Annotated in this window: 13 protein-coding genes and 1 pseudogene; 1 reads left to right on the top strand and 13 read right to left on the bottom strand. The window is 49.3% G+C overall.

Annotation, left to right across the window (positions count from 1 at the left end):
• Window positions 1–52: 52 nt before the first annotated feature.
• The 8 genes from ASL14_RS21310 to ASL14_RS21275 form a co-directional block, all read right to left on the bottom strand.
• Window positions 53–1,717, bottom strand: coding sequence for a methyl-accepting chemotaxis protein (locus ASL14_RS21310; protein ID WP_134913362.1), 1,665 nt, complete (start codon window positions 1,715–1,717; stop codon window positions 53–55).
• Window positions 1,718–1,745: 28 nt separating this feature from the next.
• On the bottom strand, window positions 1,746–2,750 hold the full coding sequence (locus ASL14_RS21305; protein WP_134913361.1) for a BMP family lipoprotein: 1,005 nt from the start codon (window positions 2,748–2,750) through the stop codon (window positions 1,746–1,748).
• Window positions 2,751–2,881: 131 nt separating this feature from the next.
• On the bottom strand, window positions 2,882–3,472 hold the full coding sequence (locus ASL14_RS21300) for a restriction endonuclease (protein WP_134913360.1): 591 nt from the start codon (window positions 3,470–3,472) through the stop codon (window positions 2,882–2,884).
• A gap of 165 nt (window positions 3,473–3,637) precedes the next feature.
• A complete protein-coding gene (gene aspA, locus ASL14_RS21295) occupies window positions 3,638–5,047 on the bottom strand; it encodes an aspartate ammonia-lyase (RefSeq protein WP_134914602.1) in 1,410 nt (469 codons plus the stop codon).
• A gap of 201 nt (window positions 5,048–5,248) precedes the next feature.
• The gene (locus tag ASL14_RS21290) at window positions 5,249–5,779 is read right to left on the bottom strand and encodes a GNAT family N-acetyltransferase (protein ID WP_134913359.1); all 531 of its coding nucleotides are present in this window, start codon (window positions 5,777–5,779) and stop codon (window positions 5,249–5,251) included.
• Window positions 5,780–5,890: 111 nt separating this feature from the next.
• Complete coding sequence (locus tag ASL14_RS21285) at window positions 5,891–6,292, bottom strand: VOC family protein (RefSeq protein ID WP_134913358.1); 402 nt, start codon at window positions 6,290–6,292, stop codon at window positions 5,891–5,893.
• A gap of 111 nt (window positions 6,293–6,403) precedes the next feature.
• Complete coding sequence (locus ASL14_RS21280; protein WP_134913357.1) at window positions 6,404–8,422, bottom strand: S-layer homology domain-containing protein; 2,019 nt, start codon at window positions 8,420–8,422, stop codon at window positions 6,404–6,406.
• Between the two features lie 116 nt (window positions 8,423–8,538).
• Complete coding sequence (locus ASL14_RS21275; protein WP_134913356.1) at window positions 8,539–9,774, bottom strand: hypothetical protein; 1,236 nt, start codon at window positions 9,772–9,774, stop codon at window positions 8,539–8,541.
• Between the two features lie 182 nt (window positions 9,775–9,956).
• Here ASL14_RS21275 and ASL14_RS21270 point away from each other — a divergent pair, with 182 nt between their 5' ends.
• Window positions 9,957–11,120, top strand: a complete 1,164-nt coding sequence (locus tag ASL14_RS21270) for an aminotransferase A (protein WP_134913355.1) — start codon at window positions 9,957–9,959, stop codon at window positions 11,118–11,120.
• Between the two features lie 556 nt (window positions 11,121–11,676).
• On the opposite strand, the pseudogene ASL14_RS21265 reads toward ASL14_RS21270, so the two are convergent.
• The 5 genes and pseudogenes from ASL14_RS21265 to ASL14_RS21245 form a co-directional block, all read right to left on the bottom strand.
• Window positions 11,677–12,749, bottom strand: a pseudogene (locus tag ASL14_RS21265) (ABC transporter substrate-binding protein).
• Window positions 12,746–13,567, bottom strand: coding sequence for an ABC transporter permease (locus ASL14_RS21260; protein WP_025685655.1), 822 nt, complete (start codon window positions 13,565–13,567; stop codon window positions 12,746–12,748). Before ASL14_RS21260 ends, ASL14_RS21265 begins: the two are co-directional and overlap by 4 nt.
• The gene (locus ASL14_RS21255) at window positions 13,557–14,369 is read right to left on the bottom strand and encodes an ABC transporter permease (protein ID WP_044647357.1); all 813 of its coding nucleotides are present in this window, start codon (window positions 14,367–14,369) and stop codon (window positions 13,557–13,559) included. The genes ASL14_RS21260 and ASL14_RS21255 overlap by 11 nt, the downstream gene beginning before the upstream one ends.
• Window positions 14,359–15,468: an ABC transporter ATP-binding protein gene (locus tag ASL14_RS21250; RefSeq protein WP_044647358.1), complete on the bottom strand. Its 1,110-nt coding sequence runs from the start codon at window positions 15,466–15,468 to the stop codon at window positions 14,359–14,361. Before ASL14_RS21250 ends, ASL14_RS21255 begins: the two co-directional genes overlap by 11 nt.
• A 74-nt stretch (window positions 15,469–15,542) precedes the next feature.
• On the bottom strand, window positions 15,543–16,679 hold the full coding sequence (locus ASL14_RS21245) for an N-acetyldiaminopimelate deacetylase (protein WP_134913354.1): 1,137 nt from the start codon (window positions 16,677–16,679) through the stop codon (window positions 15,543–15,545).
• Window positions 16,680–16,708 lie beyond the last annotated feature (29 nt).

The following is a 16,708-nucleotide window of genomic DNA, read 5'->3' as shown; positions in this document are numbered from 1 at the left end:
GGTTTATCCTGTATCTATCATATAGCCAAAAAATGTGTTGAATTCGTGTTGCTTAGCCCGTTTTTTCCACCTGAAAACGATCCAGCTCCCGTTGCATCTCCTCACGAATCTGACGAAGCTCTTTCACCTTCTCAGCCGATTCCTCAAAGGAACGCTTCTGCTCCACGGTAGAGGCGGTAATTTCTTCGCTGCCTGCGGCGGATTGCTGGGTAATCGCGCTGATGTTCTCAATGGCTTGCTGTACCTGTACGCTCAGTTCCCGAGATACATTCATGTCCGTCGACAGCTTGCTGACTTGGCTGGCAATTTGCTGTACTTTACCGCTTATCTCAGTGAACGATTCCCCGGTGGACGACGTTGCCTTCTCCTGCTCACGGAATAGCTCCTGACTTTGCGCCACAGAGGTCTTCACCTTGTTCATAGCCTGCGTAATGCCCTCGACTGCGGTATAAATTTGCTTCACAGCCGACTCCGACTGATTTGCCAGCTTTTTCACTTCGTTGGCTACGACTGCAAAACCTTTTCCAGCCTCACCCGCACGCGCAGCCTCAATTGAAGCATTCAAGGACAGCAGCGACGTCTGGCTGGCAATCTCGGATACATAACCGGTCATCGTCGTAATCTCGGCTGCATTGGCCTCCAGTTCCTTGACTGTCTGCTCCACCTCGGACATCGCTGAACGATTTTCCGCTACAATGCGTAGCTGATCGCTCATCACACGTGTACCTTGCTCAATGACACGCAATGCGTCTTCGCTATATGTAGAGGACTGCTTGGTCTCCAACAAATTCGCTTCAAACTTCTGCTGCATCTCATCCACAACGCCAACGGTGGTCGACAGATCCTCGGCAATTTTTTGACTACCAATCGCCAGTTCCTCTGTTGAGGTGCTAACTTGCGTCACGATTTCCTTCATGGTCTCATTATGCTGGTCAATATCCCGAGCCATCAGATCAACACGATTCCCCGACTGGTCAATAGAGAGCACAATGTTACGCAAGTTCCCGATCATGAACCGGAACGATTCGTTGAGCTCGTCCAGCTCATCACGTCCCTTCGTTTGCGCGAGCTGCACCGTCAAATTCCCATCGGCAATTTGCTTCGCGGCATCCGTCAACTTGCGAGTTCTGAGGGCAAGCTGCCTGGATGTATATGTATTATATAGCCCGACCGCCACCAGAAGCAGAACAGCTCCTGCCAAGGCCAATTGCCAAGTAAAACGAATACTCTTGGTCAATTCCTCTGTATATTCGTCATAACGCGCTTTTGTTAGAATATCCAGCATGAACACATCGTTCTGGATCCCCTGTACACGCATCGCATTACGTTTGGATTCAGGGCTGCTTCCGGTGCTCATCGCTTTATCCGTCGCAGCCTTCAATTCGCTGAATTTCGTTTCAACGGTATTCAGACGCTTTTGCTGCGCTTCAGTCTGCATCATGCCTTGCGAAAGCAAAGCAATCGTTTTTTCCGCCTGACCCAGTTGATTTTGCACATCCGTTTTGTTGCTCTCTGTCATAGAAGAAGAGTAGTTTTGCAGCGCCTGTCCTGACTGAATCAAATAAGCATTGAGTTGCTGTACATTCAGCATGGCTGGAACGAGACTACTGCTTTGCGAGTTGATACGGATCAATTCAAAAATAATATAGGCCACCAAAGCCAGGCATGCGATCAGGGAAACCATCGCGTTAAGCACCAGTTTACCTTGCAGTTTCATCAGGAATCATCCTCCGTTTTACGAAAATTTATTGGGTGGGCACAGTAAGACTGCCGGACTTGACCTGTTCCTTCAAGTCATCCAGCAGCTTTTGCTGCTCCGGGTTCAATGTCAAAATACGAACAGGCGCCAAACCTATGCCTTCTTCCGTAAGACCGAACACCATATTCTGGTCCGTAAATTTTCTTTGATGATCTGCAAAGCTTTTGACTGCCGTGTAAATGGCGACATCCACATTTTTAATCATGGAGGTCACTACTGCTTTTTCCGCAATGAAGAACTGGTCGCTGTCGACCCCGATTGCGAACTTTTGTTGCTTTTGCGTCTCCTGTAGCGCACCCACACCTGTAAGACCTGCCGCCGCATAAATCACATCAACTCGATCCTGATCTATCATGTCGCGCGCTATCTCCGAGCCCAGCTCCGCCTTGCCGAAATCTCCCGCATACGTAGCGGTAACCTTGGCATCAGGCTTAACGGAGCGAACCCCTGCCCGATATCCAACCTCAAACTTTTTCAACAGCGGAGACTCCACTCCCCCGATAAAACCCACCTGATCGGTTCGGCTCGCCATTCCTGCAACGACCCCTGCCAAAAAGCTGCCCTCTTCTTCTTTAAAAGTAATGGAAGCCACATTAGGTAAATCCGATTTTTCATCCACAATTACAAATTTGCGATCCGGATATTTTTTCGCAACGGTTTCCAGACTTTCTTTCACCATGTACCCCAACCCGATAATCAAATCGGATTTTTCTTGAACAAGCTGTTCAAAAGCAGCATCATATGTCTTGGTCTTGGAAATTTCCCGATATTCAAAAACGATTTTCCCCTCGTCCCGTGCCTTGACCAAACCCCGAAAAGCCGCGTCGCTATAAGACTGATCACCCAGACCAATATCTGACAGTACAATTCCTACCTTAATCGGTTGCTCCTTGGTTTGTGCTGCTGGCTGTCCACATGCACCCAGCAGTAATGCAAAAATAGTGACAATGGGAACCCACCTCAATGTTAATAACTGAACTCGTTTCTTCATGACATATCACCTCAGCATAATTTGCAAATCCCCAACATCTTTATATCGGTTATAAAGGCATTTTTTTTCATAAGGTTTTCTGTAAATTCATTGTAATGGGAGAAGTAAACTGAGGTGATATTTCCCATTTATCATTTGCTCCTGCTCCATTTGGAGGCCATCACGTCGGTTTTACTTTCTATGAGATCCATGACCTCCTCACGATGTTTAGCCTTGAACAGATCAATCATGTCCACCAGATCGCCGCGATCCAATAGCTTAACTCCGTTAACAGCAGCAAGTGTTTTACAGGATTCCGTGTAGCGTCCGGAAGTGATAACGACAGACTTGTCTGCCGCATAATAACGCATGGAGGTGTAAATTTCCTGCACCGCGCCCAAGCCGACCGGGTTTTGTACTGCATAACGCTTGGCCTGAATCACGACTCTGACACCTTCACGGTCTGTAAAAACCAGATCCGCTCCAAAATCGCGGCTACTGGTCGTTTTGTAGATGTCCTTATAGCCAAGCGCAGATAACAACCGTTGCAGATACAGCTCAAATTCTGAGCCATCCTCCATCCTGTCTATATCCTGAATTCCGATTTTTCGCGGGTCCAGATCACGTAAAATCCGATTTCTGCGCCGACGTACCAGTCCTCTGATGATGAGTATGAGTAACAGTAGGAGTACAATAAGTCCTATTCCTAATTCCTTATATGCCGATAATTGCTCAAGCAGCATTCCTCTTCCCCTTTTCTACAATAGGCGTGCAGCGGTGTATTCCTTTTCAAGACATTCCACTTTATCACGCGCTGACACTCGTGTTACACAAGGACAGCCCCGCCGGATTCGACGGGGCTGTCTTCATTTTGCCTCAAAGCTGCCTACATTCTAAACTCCGCAATATTATTCCCGATTCAGCAGGGACTCTCCGGCAATACCCGGCTGAGTCATTTGATACGGGTCCAAAATAATGTCCAGCTCTTCCTCAGTCAGTACATTATACAACAGACACAACTCGCGTACCGATTTGCCAGTTGTAATCGCCTCACGGGCGATGCGTGATACGACCTCATATCCAAGGTGGGGATTGAGCGCGGTAATAATGCCTACGCTGTTTTCGACATATTCACGACACCGCTCCACGTTCGCTTCAATTCCGTCCACGCAATGAATGCGGAAGACATGAAAGCCCTGCTTCATAATTTCCAGCGATTGCAGCAGGTTGTAGACAAGCACAGGCTCCATCACATTCAATTCCAGCTGACCAGACTCGGAAGCGAGACAGATCGTATGATCATTCCCAATGACCTGAAAAGCAATCTGGTTGATGACCTCACACATTACCGGATTTACCTTACCCGGCATAATAGATGAACCCGGCTGGCGGGCGGGCAGACTCAGCTCTCCGAGACCAGCACGCGGCCCCGAGGCCATCAGGCGAATGTCATTCGCCACCTTGGACATATTCATCATGCAAATTTTTAACGCGGCAGACACTTCCGTATAAGCATCCGTGTTTTGAGTGGCATCGACAAGATTTTCGTCAGCCTCTACAGGGAAACCACTTACTTCAGCCAGCACCTCCGCGACACGCTGAATATAACGACGATCTGCGTTCAAGCCGGTGCCTACCGCAGTTGCGCCCATATTGACCGTCAGCAAATGCAGCTTCGTGGCACGGACACGTCCGATATCACGGCCCAGCACACGCGCATAAGCCTGAAACTCCTGTCCCAGCCGGATCGGTACTGCATCCTGCAAGTGGGTTCGGCCCATTTTAATCACACTGTCAAACTCTTTCGCTTTACGGGAAAACGCCTCCTGAAGCTCACTCATGGTGACCAGCAGCTTTTCAATCATACTTAGAACAGCCAAATGGACAGCCGTAGGAAAAGCGTCGTTTGTCGATTGCGCCATGTTGACATGGTTGTTAGGACTAATCTCCTGATAATCTCCACGCTGCTTGCCGATCAGCTCCAACGCCCGGTTCGCAATCACTTCATTTGTATTCATATTAATGGACGTGCCTGCGCCGCCCTGAATCGGATCGACGATGAAATGGTCATGCAACTGTCCTTGAATCACCTCGTCAGCTGCTTGAATAATAGCCTCCGCCTTGGGACGATGCAAGCGGGTCAGCTCCATGTTTACCGTTGCTGCCGCCTTTTTGACGATCGCCATGGCTTTAATCAGCTCAGGATGCAGCCGTTGGCCGGTAATTGGAAAATTCTCTTTTGCCCTCAGTGTTTGCACACCGTAATAGGCGTCTGACGGCACTTCCTTGGTACCTAGAAAATCATGCTCCAGCCTCATATTCTTCGATTCCTCCGCTGTATATACTACGATCTTCAATCCGGACCAGCCGAATTGACATAAAAAGACCCTTTAAACGGTCCTCATTTCATTATACGTTCCCATTCCCTTGCTTTTCCAGTCGAATAAAAGCGGAAAAGCATATGAAATCGTATAACAAGCTATTATTACCTGTATATAATATCGTTATTCGCCAAATCATCAGCAACGGCTCAGATACGGATTTAGTGGTTTGTAATAAAATCGGGTAGCGTCCAGTTGACCGTCAGCCGATTGGGCATACCCTGGAATCACGCCCGCTTCCACAAATCCGATAGATTCGTATAGCTTATTGGAAGGATCGCCCACCCTCGTATCCAGCACCATCAGCGTTCTGCCCTGACGCAGCGCCTCCTCTTCCGCAGCCTGCATCAGTTGACGCGCAATCCCAAGCCTGCGCCCGGACGGATGCACCATGAGCTTCGCAATTTCCGCACGGTGAGTTGCGTTTGCCTTTGTAGCCAAATGGAGCTGCACAGTTCCAACAGGCACACCGTCCTTCTCCGCAATCCACAGGACTACACTATCCTGAAGGACACTCTTCCAATAAGCTGCTGCTTCCTGATAAGCCAGTGGCGGTAAAAATCCAATAGAAGCACCGTCCGCCACCACGTCGATCAACAACCGGGTCAGTGTATCTGTCAGTGCATCGTTCAGAGATTGAACGGGATAGACTGCTATTTCATTAGACATGGTGATTCCTCCCCGGTGATATTTGATAATAATAAAGAAAGCAAACCATCCTTTTAGGATCGCTTACTTTCCATGGTGTTACTTTAGTTTCTATATATGCTTTATGTCCCCTTACTGCTCTGCCATATAAAAGAACTCCCACAAATGACCATCTATATCCTGAAAGCTCCATCCGTACATAAAGCCGTGATCCTGAGGTTCGTTCGAAGGCTTTCCGCCGGCTTCCAGAGCCTTGTGGACAATTTCGTCCACCTTTTCTCGACTCTCCACCGATAAGGCAACAATCGCTTCTGTTGTTTTCGTTGCATCCGAAATTTCTTTTGTAGTGAATGCTTTAAAACGCTCTTCAACCAGCAACATAACAAATATTTGCTCACTGACAATCATACAGGTTGCATGCTCATCGGTGAACTGCGCGTTAAATTCAAATCCGATTGCTGTGAAAAAATCAATGGACTGTTGCAGATTTTTTACTGGTAAATTCACAAAAATTTGTTTGGCTGTTACTGCCATGACATTTCACCTCTTCATCAGTTATAAAATCAAATTTTTATGCTGCTTCTCCAACAAAAGATAACTAAACTACCGTAGAAAGTCAATCAATCTGATATTTCAATCATTATACTACTGTTCCCAATTCAACTTATCCAGAGTTCGAGATAATACAGCCGCTGCTTCTGCCCTCGTCACCGATGCAGTTGGAGCAAAACGGCCTTTCCCGTCTCCCTTCATAATGCCCACGCTGGACAGAGTACTGACAGCCGGAGCTGCCCATGTAGAAATGGCTTGTGCATCCGATAATGACGCTGAGGCACTTCCTGCCGCTGTATCTTCCGTAGTCCCGGCGAAGCGCAAGACTCGCTCTACAATCACAGCCAGTTCCTCCCTCGATACCGGAGCATCAGGTCTGAAGCTGCCGTCTGCATAGCCATTGATCAGTTCAGCAGCGGCTGCGGTACGCACCGAATCCGCATACCACAATTCCGGCTGCACATCGTCAAAGCCCTTCACCGTGCGATCTGAATGCTCCAGTCCAAGCGTACGAACCAGCATCGTAGCCAGCTCCGAGCGTCGTACCTGACCATTCGGCTCAAAGCGTACGTTCGATAAACCCATCTCACCAGTCTCATTCGCGGTGGACGCCGACTGATTTGCCCCTGCCACAATCAGACGCGTAGCCAAGCGTGTAATGTCCTGCTGCGCCCAATGACCGGAAATATCGCTGAACGATCTGCTTACATTAGTTTCCCCGCCATCCAGCACGACATAGGTTCCACCCGAACGTCCATACACAGTCAGTTCCTCACCAGAAGCGGTAAACGGAACCGGATGATAGGACAACTGTCCGGCTTGGTTGGTGGATACCTTCACTACAGCAAGTTGACCCATGTCTACCGTTGCGGGAACACGTAGAAGATACCGTTCATACCCTTTACCGGAATTATCGCTACCTGCCAACGACTGCTTGCGTCCATCTTCGCTTCGTAACTCCGCCACAACATCAACAGCTCGCACCAGCTTGCGCCCTGCTGGAATATCTGTGCGTTTAGCCAATCCTTCGTTCGGCGTAACTGTAAAGCTCAAGGAAATCTGTTTTACAGGCACCTGCCAGGTGTCAGCCAGCTTTTGAACAGACAAACGACCTGTTCCTACTTCATAGCCTCCCTGTGGCGTTTCTACTCGCAGGGTGTGAATACGGTCATTCAAGACGGTACCCAAAGCATCTCCGTTTAGATTCACTTCGAATAGCTTAACATCCGCTTGCTCCCCTGCACGGACTATGAGCGTACCGTTCGCCCCGTTCCGAATCGCATTTTGTATGTCAGCGGCTGGTACCTGTGCGACTGCTCTTTTCAGTCCGTTTTGCTCTGTTACTATGGACTTGGCTTGCACCACATTAACGCCTGACGAACCGTTACCATTCTGCCCGCTATTTGCAGTCTCACCCTGTCCGTTATTCGTCGTTCCACTCGCGTTACCGCTACTATTGTTCCCGGTGTTGTTGCTGCCATTGCTCTCCTGCTGATCATCGTCATCATCTTTATTCCGACCACTCTCGCCATCTGTTGGCGGTTCCACTGTTTGGCGTGGCAAGCCAATTTGAGCAACCAATGGATCATGATCACTTACCCGCCCGTCCGCGGCGCTAAAATCCGCATTGATATGAACAATATCCAGCACGGATGATTCACTTATGGACGGACTGACCAACAAATGATCCAGTGTTTGCGAATTCCCCTCATAAATATACGAATATCGTTCCTTCTCATCCAGCTTATCTACCAGATTCGTCAATTCCTGTCCCCGGACCAAAGCGAGCGTTTCGGAAAATTGAAAATCATTTAAATCTCCCAACACGACGATATTCGCCTGATGGTTTTGAGCCAGCACCGACTTCACAAAACCATTCACAATCGTTGCAATCTTCGCCCGCTGTATTTCACTGCTTCGTACGGGTGGCTGAATCCCTCCGAATGGCGCCTGATCGCCCCCTTTGGAATTAAAATGGTTCGCGATCACAATCACCTGCTGACCTTCAAACTCAAATTCAGCAGCCAACGGCTTGCGTGAGTATTCAAATGACGCATTCAGCGGATCAATACGACCGGGATTGAGAGAAAGCCCCTGCTCTCCATAGGTCACCGATGTAACCGAATCTCCCTTCGACTTATCCGTCAGCGTGACACGTTGCGGATTGTAGAGAAATCCGACCCGAATATTGCCGCCGGGAGCGCCGCCATCCTTATTATTTTCAGGTGCTATATCTGTAAAAGTATACTCCGGCCCCCATGAGCACGAATCGCCTCAATCAGCACCCGAAAGCTTTCTGAGGCATCTGTGGTGCCGTCATCCTTCTCACCGTTATTGTCCTGAACCTCCAACAGCCCTACGATATCCGGGTGATTCAAATTCACGGCGATGGCCTGTCCGAGCTGTTCAATCCGTTTTCCGTCACCGGGATCGAAATTTTCCACGTTAAAGGAAGCGACCGTCAGCTTATGATCATCCTGCACCAGACGTGTGTTGGCTGGCTGGAAAGCCCCTGACACAATATCCGGCAGACGCTCAGGCAACAGCTTGAAATTACTAAAGCTATAGCTCACAATTCCCGTGATGGGACCCGCAAAACGATCTCCTGTTTTCAACGGAACCGCGGGCTTGGCGTCGATCAAAATCCGCTGCGGATTCAAACTTGCTTCAGTCAGCATCAATCCCCCTGCTTCAGTCAATACCTCGCCTGTGTCCGTCCCGTTATCAATCCTGACCGGGATTTCATAACCATAAGGACCGATTACACGCGCATCTCTCAACTCAACACGCATGGCCTCCAGACTTTCAAAATAGTCCAAACCATCCTCCTGCGGATCGAACACCGTCATTCCGTCATTATCCACAACAGATGTCGGCATCACACGCCCCTCTTTTCCAAGCAAAATCGGAGACGGCAGTGGACGGTCCTTGGCAACCACCGAAACCGAAGAAGCTACAATTTCCGTGGTCGTCAGGTCTACCGGCTTGCTGGCGTAGGTTCTTTCTGTATATTCCTTCACAGAGCCGCTTGCCCATACCTCATCCCCAACCTGCACACCGCTGCCAGGCTTGTACACTAAAATGGCCTCGGATGTTTTTTCATCCTGATCCACCTTATCGTCCGCCTCCTGGATAAAGAAGCTGCTTCCCTTCACCATCGTCACTATTCCTTCAACATCCGTTACCTTTTTCCCCTCATAAGGTGAGCGATGAGCTGCTCCCTGTATATCATGGATACGGAGCTTATCCGGCACATAGACATCTGCATATACACTGGCTGCTACAGTCGTGGGTGATGATTGTACCCCCGTTTCTACTAAAGATGCAGGCTCTGCTGAAGCTTTTCCATCGGACAGTAACCCCGGCCCTCCACCCGACAGCACCAGTGCCGCACTAAGCCATGCGATCCCAAACCTTTTTAACTTCCTGGGTAACGTTACTGCTATGTATTCTTGTTTCATCAAAAGACGCGCTCCTCCCAATTTTAGCTATGATCACGCTTACAAAATATATTCCAAGTTTAAACATACCATAAAATAGTCAAACCAGTACCTGAATTATGTAAAATGAATGGCTCCTGCCGTAGCATAATCTGATCAAATTATTGTAAACTTGTTCTAATACAGAAAAAGGTGGCACATACGCTATGGAGCACTTGCTTAACGATCAGGTTAAAAACATTCAAATCAGCGGCATCCGCAAGATTGCCAATAAAGTGGCCGCATTGCCCGGAACCCTGTCTTTAACGATCGGACTGCCGGATTTCCCTACCCCTTCGCATATTATGGAGGCTGCCCACCGGGCGATTAACGAAGGACGCACGTCCTATACGCCAAACCCGGGACTGCCCGAGCTACGGGAAGCGGCCGCGGCGTTTGTAGCCCATAAATACGGACTGAATTACCGTGGACAGGATGAGGTTATCGTAACGAACGGAGCCAGCGAAGCGCTGGATATTGCCCTGCGTACCATTTTGTCACCCGGTGACGAGGTCATTTTGCCTGTGCCCATCTACCCAGGATACGAGCCTTTGATTCGCTTGTCAGGTGGGGTGCCCGTGCTGGCTGATACCCGCAAAAGCGGCTTTAAGCTGACTGCTGAGATACTGGAGCCTTATTTGACCGAACGGACGAAAGCCGTCATCCTCGGATATCCTTCAAACCCAACCGGACGAGTGATGAGCCGCGAAGAGCTGGAAGCCGTCGCAGATTTGCTGAGAGACCGTGATCTGTTTATCATTTCAGATGAGATATACAGCGAACTGATTTACGATGCGTCACACGTGTCTATTGCTGCCCTTCCAGGCATGCGGGAACGCACCATCGTCATCAACGGCCTATCCAAATCGCACTCCATGACGGGCTGGCGGATTGGTTTTACGCTTGCACCCGCTGCAATTACACAGCATATGGTCAAGGTTCATCAGTACAACGTGACCTGCGCCAGCTCGATCAGCCAATATGCTGCACTGGAAGCCTTGACCGTCGGTGTCGACGATGCACTTCCGATGCGCGAGGAATACCGCAAGCGCCGTGATTATGTACATGGAAGGCTAACCGACATGGGCATTCCACTTGAAAAGCCCGAGGGAGCCTTTTATCTATTCCCTTCCATCGCCCATTTTGGCTTAAGCTCGATGGATTTCACCCTGAAGCTGCTGGAAGAGCATGGGGTGGCTGTCGTGCCCGGAGATGCCTTTTCCTCCTATGGCGAAGGGTACATTCGGTTGTCCTATGCTTACGGACAGGATGTGCTGGAGCAGGGGTTGGATAAAATAGAAAGGTTTGTTAAAGGAATTGTGGGGAGTTAAGGTGGGGGGAGACGCTACGCGGTCCATTTGATCTTCCGATCGCTGTTGCAGGGGGATTCTTGGATTGTGTAAGACATTTAGAGGTAAGAATCCCCCTGAGTATATGCTTCCGAAGCGAGCTTTCCGAAGGAAAGCTTTCAGGCGAACGCTACCGCTTCTTCAGATTCAAATGGCCCGCTTCGCTACACCCACCTTAAAGTCCCACAAGTCTCTAACGTGTGTGGAGCAGCAGGGTTAAAAACAATACTCACCGCTTTTGCACGGTGAGTAAACAAAATAGGCCCTTGAACCACCCGCACAGGTGGTTCAAGGGCCTATTCGCTCTTACACTACTCCCTCACCATCGGCGTAGGGATTCATGGGTGCAAGCTTTAAGCACGGCGCAGCGAAGGGGGCGGAATGGTGCTGGACAAGCGAAGCGTTCGCCTTTAAATTCCGATTTTCACCTTTAGACTTCAAATCAAAAAATCGGAATTTAACAGCGATGGTAAGCACCATCCGCCCCCGCAGCGTCCTTTAAAGCTCAAACCTGAATCCACGCGCCCCCGCCACTCTCTTACTTTAAATGCATTTTGAATTGCAGGAACAGTTCATTGTAATGAGCCAGCATCCGCTTGCCGAGGTTGTCGTAGACCTCCAGCTTATCCGTAATTTCAGATGGTGGATAGAAGCGCTCATCACCGGATATATCCTCGGGCAACAGCTTCTTTCCATCCGCGTTAGGTGTGGAGTAGCCTACAAACTCGGCATTTTGGGCGGCTACATCGGGCTGCATCATGAAATTGATGAACTTATGGGCCGCGTCCACATGGGTGGCGGTTTTCGGAATAACCATGTTATCAAACCACAGGTTGGAGCCTTCATCCGGCACGATGTAATCCAGCTTGTCGTTCTCATCCATGATTTCGGACGCATCGCCGGACCACACAATCCCGGCAGCAGCTTCCTCGTTTGCCAGCAGCATTTTAATCTCGTCACCGACAACGGCCTTGACATTGGGCGCTAATTTCTCCAGCTTCGCTAAAGCTTGCTGCAAATGCGCCTCATTCGTGTCGTTCAAGGAATAGTGAAGGCTGTTCAGTGACATACCCACGACTTCCCTCGCACCATCGACCAGCAGGAGGTTGTTACGCAACTTTGGATTCCACAGACCATCCCAGCTATGAAAATCAATGCCCTTCGTTAGCTCCGGGTTGAACACAATCCCAACCGTACCCCAAAAATACGGCACAGAGTATTGGTTTTTCGGGTCAAACGAAAGGTTCAGAAAATGAGCATCCACATGCTTCAAATTCGGCAGCTTGCTGTGATCCAGCGGGAGCAACAGGTGCTCCTGCTTCATTTTAGCCAGAGCATACTCCGAAGGAACCGCTACATCAAACGATGTTCCTCCCTGCTCAATTTTCGTCAGCATCGCCTCATTGGAGTCGAACGTCTGATAAATGACGGTAATCCCCGTCTCCTTCTGGAACCTTGCCAGCAGCTCAGGGTCGATATAGTCTCCCCAGTTGTAGACCGTCAGCGTATTGCCACCGGAATAGCCTTGACTGGAGTTCAGCCATGCCGCCACCCCATCAGACCGAACGAGATGATAAAAATCGACAGAAACACGCGCACAAGCGACTTCATCTAGGTACCCCCATTTCCGCCGCAGGCTCCTTTTTCCCATTCCGATTCGCCTTGCGCATAATAAAGTAGTAACCCACCACCAACAGCACGGTAAACAGGAAAATGAGCGTGGACAGCGCATTGATAGACAGGGAAACCCCCTGGCGGGCACGCGAGTAAATTTCCACTGATAAGGTAGAATAGCCGCTGCCTGTCACAAAAAAGGTCACCGCAAAATCGTCCAGCGAGTAGGTTAGCGCCATAAAGAAGCCCGCGTAAATCCCCGGCTTGATAAAAGGTAAAATGACCTTGGTCAGCACATCCATCCGGCTGGCACCCAAATCCCGGGCTGCATCCACCAGCGATGGACTCATTTCCTGAAGCCGTGGCAAAATCATAATGACAGCAATCGGCACACTAAATGCAATATGGGACAGCAACACCGAGTAAAAGCCCAGCTTGATCCCCACCATCGTGAACAAAATGAGGAAGGATGCGCCAATAATGACGTCCGGGTTCACGATCAGCACATTGTTGAGCGACAGCAACGTATTTTTGACCCGACGGTTCTGCATCTGGTGAATAGCCAGCGCTCCCATGATGCCAATAATCGTAGCCAGCGCAGAGGACAACAATGCAATGACCAAGGTGTTTATGACAATGATAATCAAGCGGGTGTCAGCAAACACCTCTTTGTAGTATTGGAGCGTAAAGCCTTCAAATTGGTGCATCGTCCCGCCGCTATTGAACGAATAATACATCAAGTACAGAATAGGCGCATACAACACAAGAAAGACGAGCACCAAATAAATATTCCCGAACCGGTTTTTATTTGCCATGCCGCACCCTCCGTTTCGTTCCCGAGGTAATCAGCATAATGATTGCCATCGCCAAAATCAGGAACACCGCAACCGTAGAGCCCATACCCCAATCCTGTGTGACCAGAAAATGCTGCTCAATCGCCGTTCCCAATGTAATGACGCGGTTGCCCGCAATCAGACGAGTAATCATAAACAGCGACAGCGCCGGGATGAATACCGCCATACACCCGGATCGCACACCTGATAGCGTTAATGGGAAAATGACCCGGCGAAACGCCGTCCACTTGGAAGCGCCCAGATCACGCGCGGCGTCCAGCAGTGAAGGGTTCAGCCCTTCCAGCGCGTTGTAGATGGGCAAGATCATAAACGGCACAAAAATATAAACCGATACAAACACAAAGCTGGAGCTGGTAAACAATAATTGCTGACCACCCAGTCCAACCAAGCCCAACACAGCATTCACCGGACCATACGTACCAAAAATCCCGATAAAAGCATATGTTTTAAGCAGTAAGTTAATCCACGTCGGCAAAATAATAAGCAACAGCCACAGCTGCTTATGCTTGGTTCGGGTCAGCAAATACGCCGCCGGATAAGCCACTAACAGCGAGAATACCGTAATCAACAGCGCATACCAAAATGAGCTCAGCGTCATGCTCAAATAGACAGGGGTCAGAAATTGGGCATAGTTGCTGAACGTGAAATGGCCGTCCACATCAAATAGCGAATAGTAAAACACAAGCACGACCGGGGCTGCTACGAACAGCACAATCCATAAATAGTAAGGCAGCAGATACGCTGCTCTCGTATTACCGGACATGCTGCTCCACCTCTTCATAGGCCTCCAGACGGCGATCAAATTCTTCCTCTGTTTCCCCGAACCGCATCACATGGATCGCTTCCGGGTCAAAATGGAGACCGATTTCACTGCCCAGCTCCGCCTTTTTGGTAGAATGCACCAGCCACTCTTGACCGGAATCATCATAGCAGCTAATTTCATAGTGAACACCGCGGAACAACTGGGTATCCACCTTTACTCGCAGTTTGCCCTCTGTAACGGTTGTAATCTCCAAATCCTCGGGTCGAATCACAATTTCAATCGGTTCATTCGGGCGTAATCCTCCATCGACACATTCAAACTGCCGACCATTAAACTCCACCTGATAATCCGCGATCATGCGTCCTGGCACAATATTGGACTCCCCGATAAAATCCGCAACAAACCGATTGATCGGCTCATCATAAATATCATTCGGCGTACCGCTCTGCTCAATCTTCCCTTTGTTCATAACAAAAATTTCGTCCGACATCGCCAGCGCTTCCTCCTGATCATGCGTAACGAAAATAAAGGTGATCCCAAGACGCTGCTGCATTTCACGCAAAATGTACTGCATTTCTGTCCGCAGCTTTAAATCCAGTGCAGACAGCGGCTCATCCAGCAGCAGAACGTCCGGCTCATTGACAATGGCCCGTGCAATGGCAACACGCTGGCGTTGGCCTCCGGACATTTCAGAAATTTCCCGTTCGTCGTAGCCCTCCAGATTGACAAAGGATAATGCCTGCGCAACCTTCTCCTGAATGGCCTTTTTGTTCATCTTTTTGATTCTCAGACCGAAAGCCACATTTTCAAACACATTCAGATGTGGAAATAAGGCATAGTCCTGAAAAACCGTATTGACCTGCCGTTCGTTGGCTGGAACACGATTAATCAGCTTGTCATTCAAATAAATCGAGCCTTCCGTCGGCTCTGCAAAACCCGCAATCATACGCAAAATTGTCGTTTTACCGCAGCCGGAGGGCCCCAGCAGCGTATAGAATTTGCCACGTTCAATCTCAAAGCTGACATCAGCCAGCACCGGTGGATCGTTGTCATATTGCTTGGTCACCCGTTCGAATCGGATGATGGTTTGCTCTCCCATAACACCCTCCCTCAACATTCGACTTCATTCCATTTCATTCACTTCATTAAACCTATTTATTCAGACTATATCATTTAACCTTGGGATTTCCATGTGAAATAGTCTGTCAATACACGAATTGCCATCCCAATGGCTTCCTCCGCAGGCTCCAGCTTGGCATGGTGCAGACCATAAGGCGTATCAACGCCAAGCCAGAACATCAGCCCCGGAATTCGCTCCAGAAAATATCCAAAATCCTCTCCGGTCATCGCTTCCGCACATTCAATGAGCTGTACATCCTGCCGTTCACGGACCCAGTTCATAAATTCCTCTGTCACCTTGGCTTCATTGAACACTTGCAAATAATTTGAGCCATAATGAATTTCTGCATGGCATTCAAACCCAGCTTCAACACCGCGCACCAGCGCTTCAATCCGTGATTTAACCAGTGTCATCGTATCGGCTGACAACGTTCGGATCGTACCCTCCAAACGAGCTGTTTCAGCAATAATGTTCTGCTTCGTACCGCCGCTGACCTTGCCAATCGTAATGACTGCTGAATCCAGCGGGTTCACATTACGTGCTACAACCGTTTGCAATTGTCCAACCAACTGACAGGCCGCCACCACCATATCATTCGCTTTGTGTGGATATGCCGCGTGTCCGCCTGTACCCTTCAGATCGATAAACAGCTCTGATGTATTCGCAAACAAAATGCCGGGGCGAGTTGCAATCGTACCCACCGGATACTCCGGTGCAACATGCAGTGCCACAATTTCATCTGGCATCCAGTCTGCCAGCTCGCTGCTGTCCCGCATCGGCAACGCTCCGCCCGGTCCTTCCTCGGCGGGTTGAAATATCACAACCAGATCGTCCTTGATCGGGTGGTTTGCAAAGTGAGAAACAATACCCAATCCAATCGTCATATGTAAATCATGACCGCAAGCATGCATGTAGCCGGGATGGGTCGAACGGAAATCATAGCCCGTCTCTTCCACAATTGGCAAACCATCCATATCGCAGCGATATCCATATCGACGTGCAGGAGCCGTTCCATGAATCAACACCAGTACGCCAGTACGCCATGTACGTATGTCCAGATGCTCCTGAGGGAGCGTTGCCAAATAATTCAGCAGATATTGCTGTGTTTTAAATTCCTCAAAACCTGGCTCGGGAATTTGATGCAAATCCCTTCGTATTTGAACAAAAGAAAGATAATCGACCGTGCTCATTCCGCTGATCCGCCTCCTTTTCCTAACTT

It is taken from the genome of Paenibacillus sp. IHB B 3084 (assembly GCF_001447315.1).
In the GTDB taxonomy this organism is placed as follows: domain Bacteria; phylum Bacillota; class Bacilli; order Paenibacillales; family Paenibacillaceae; genus Paenibacillus.
The sequence above is the reverse complement of the archived record's forward strand: the minus strand, read 5'-3'. Positions and strand labels throughout refer to the sequence as shown.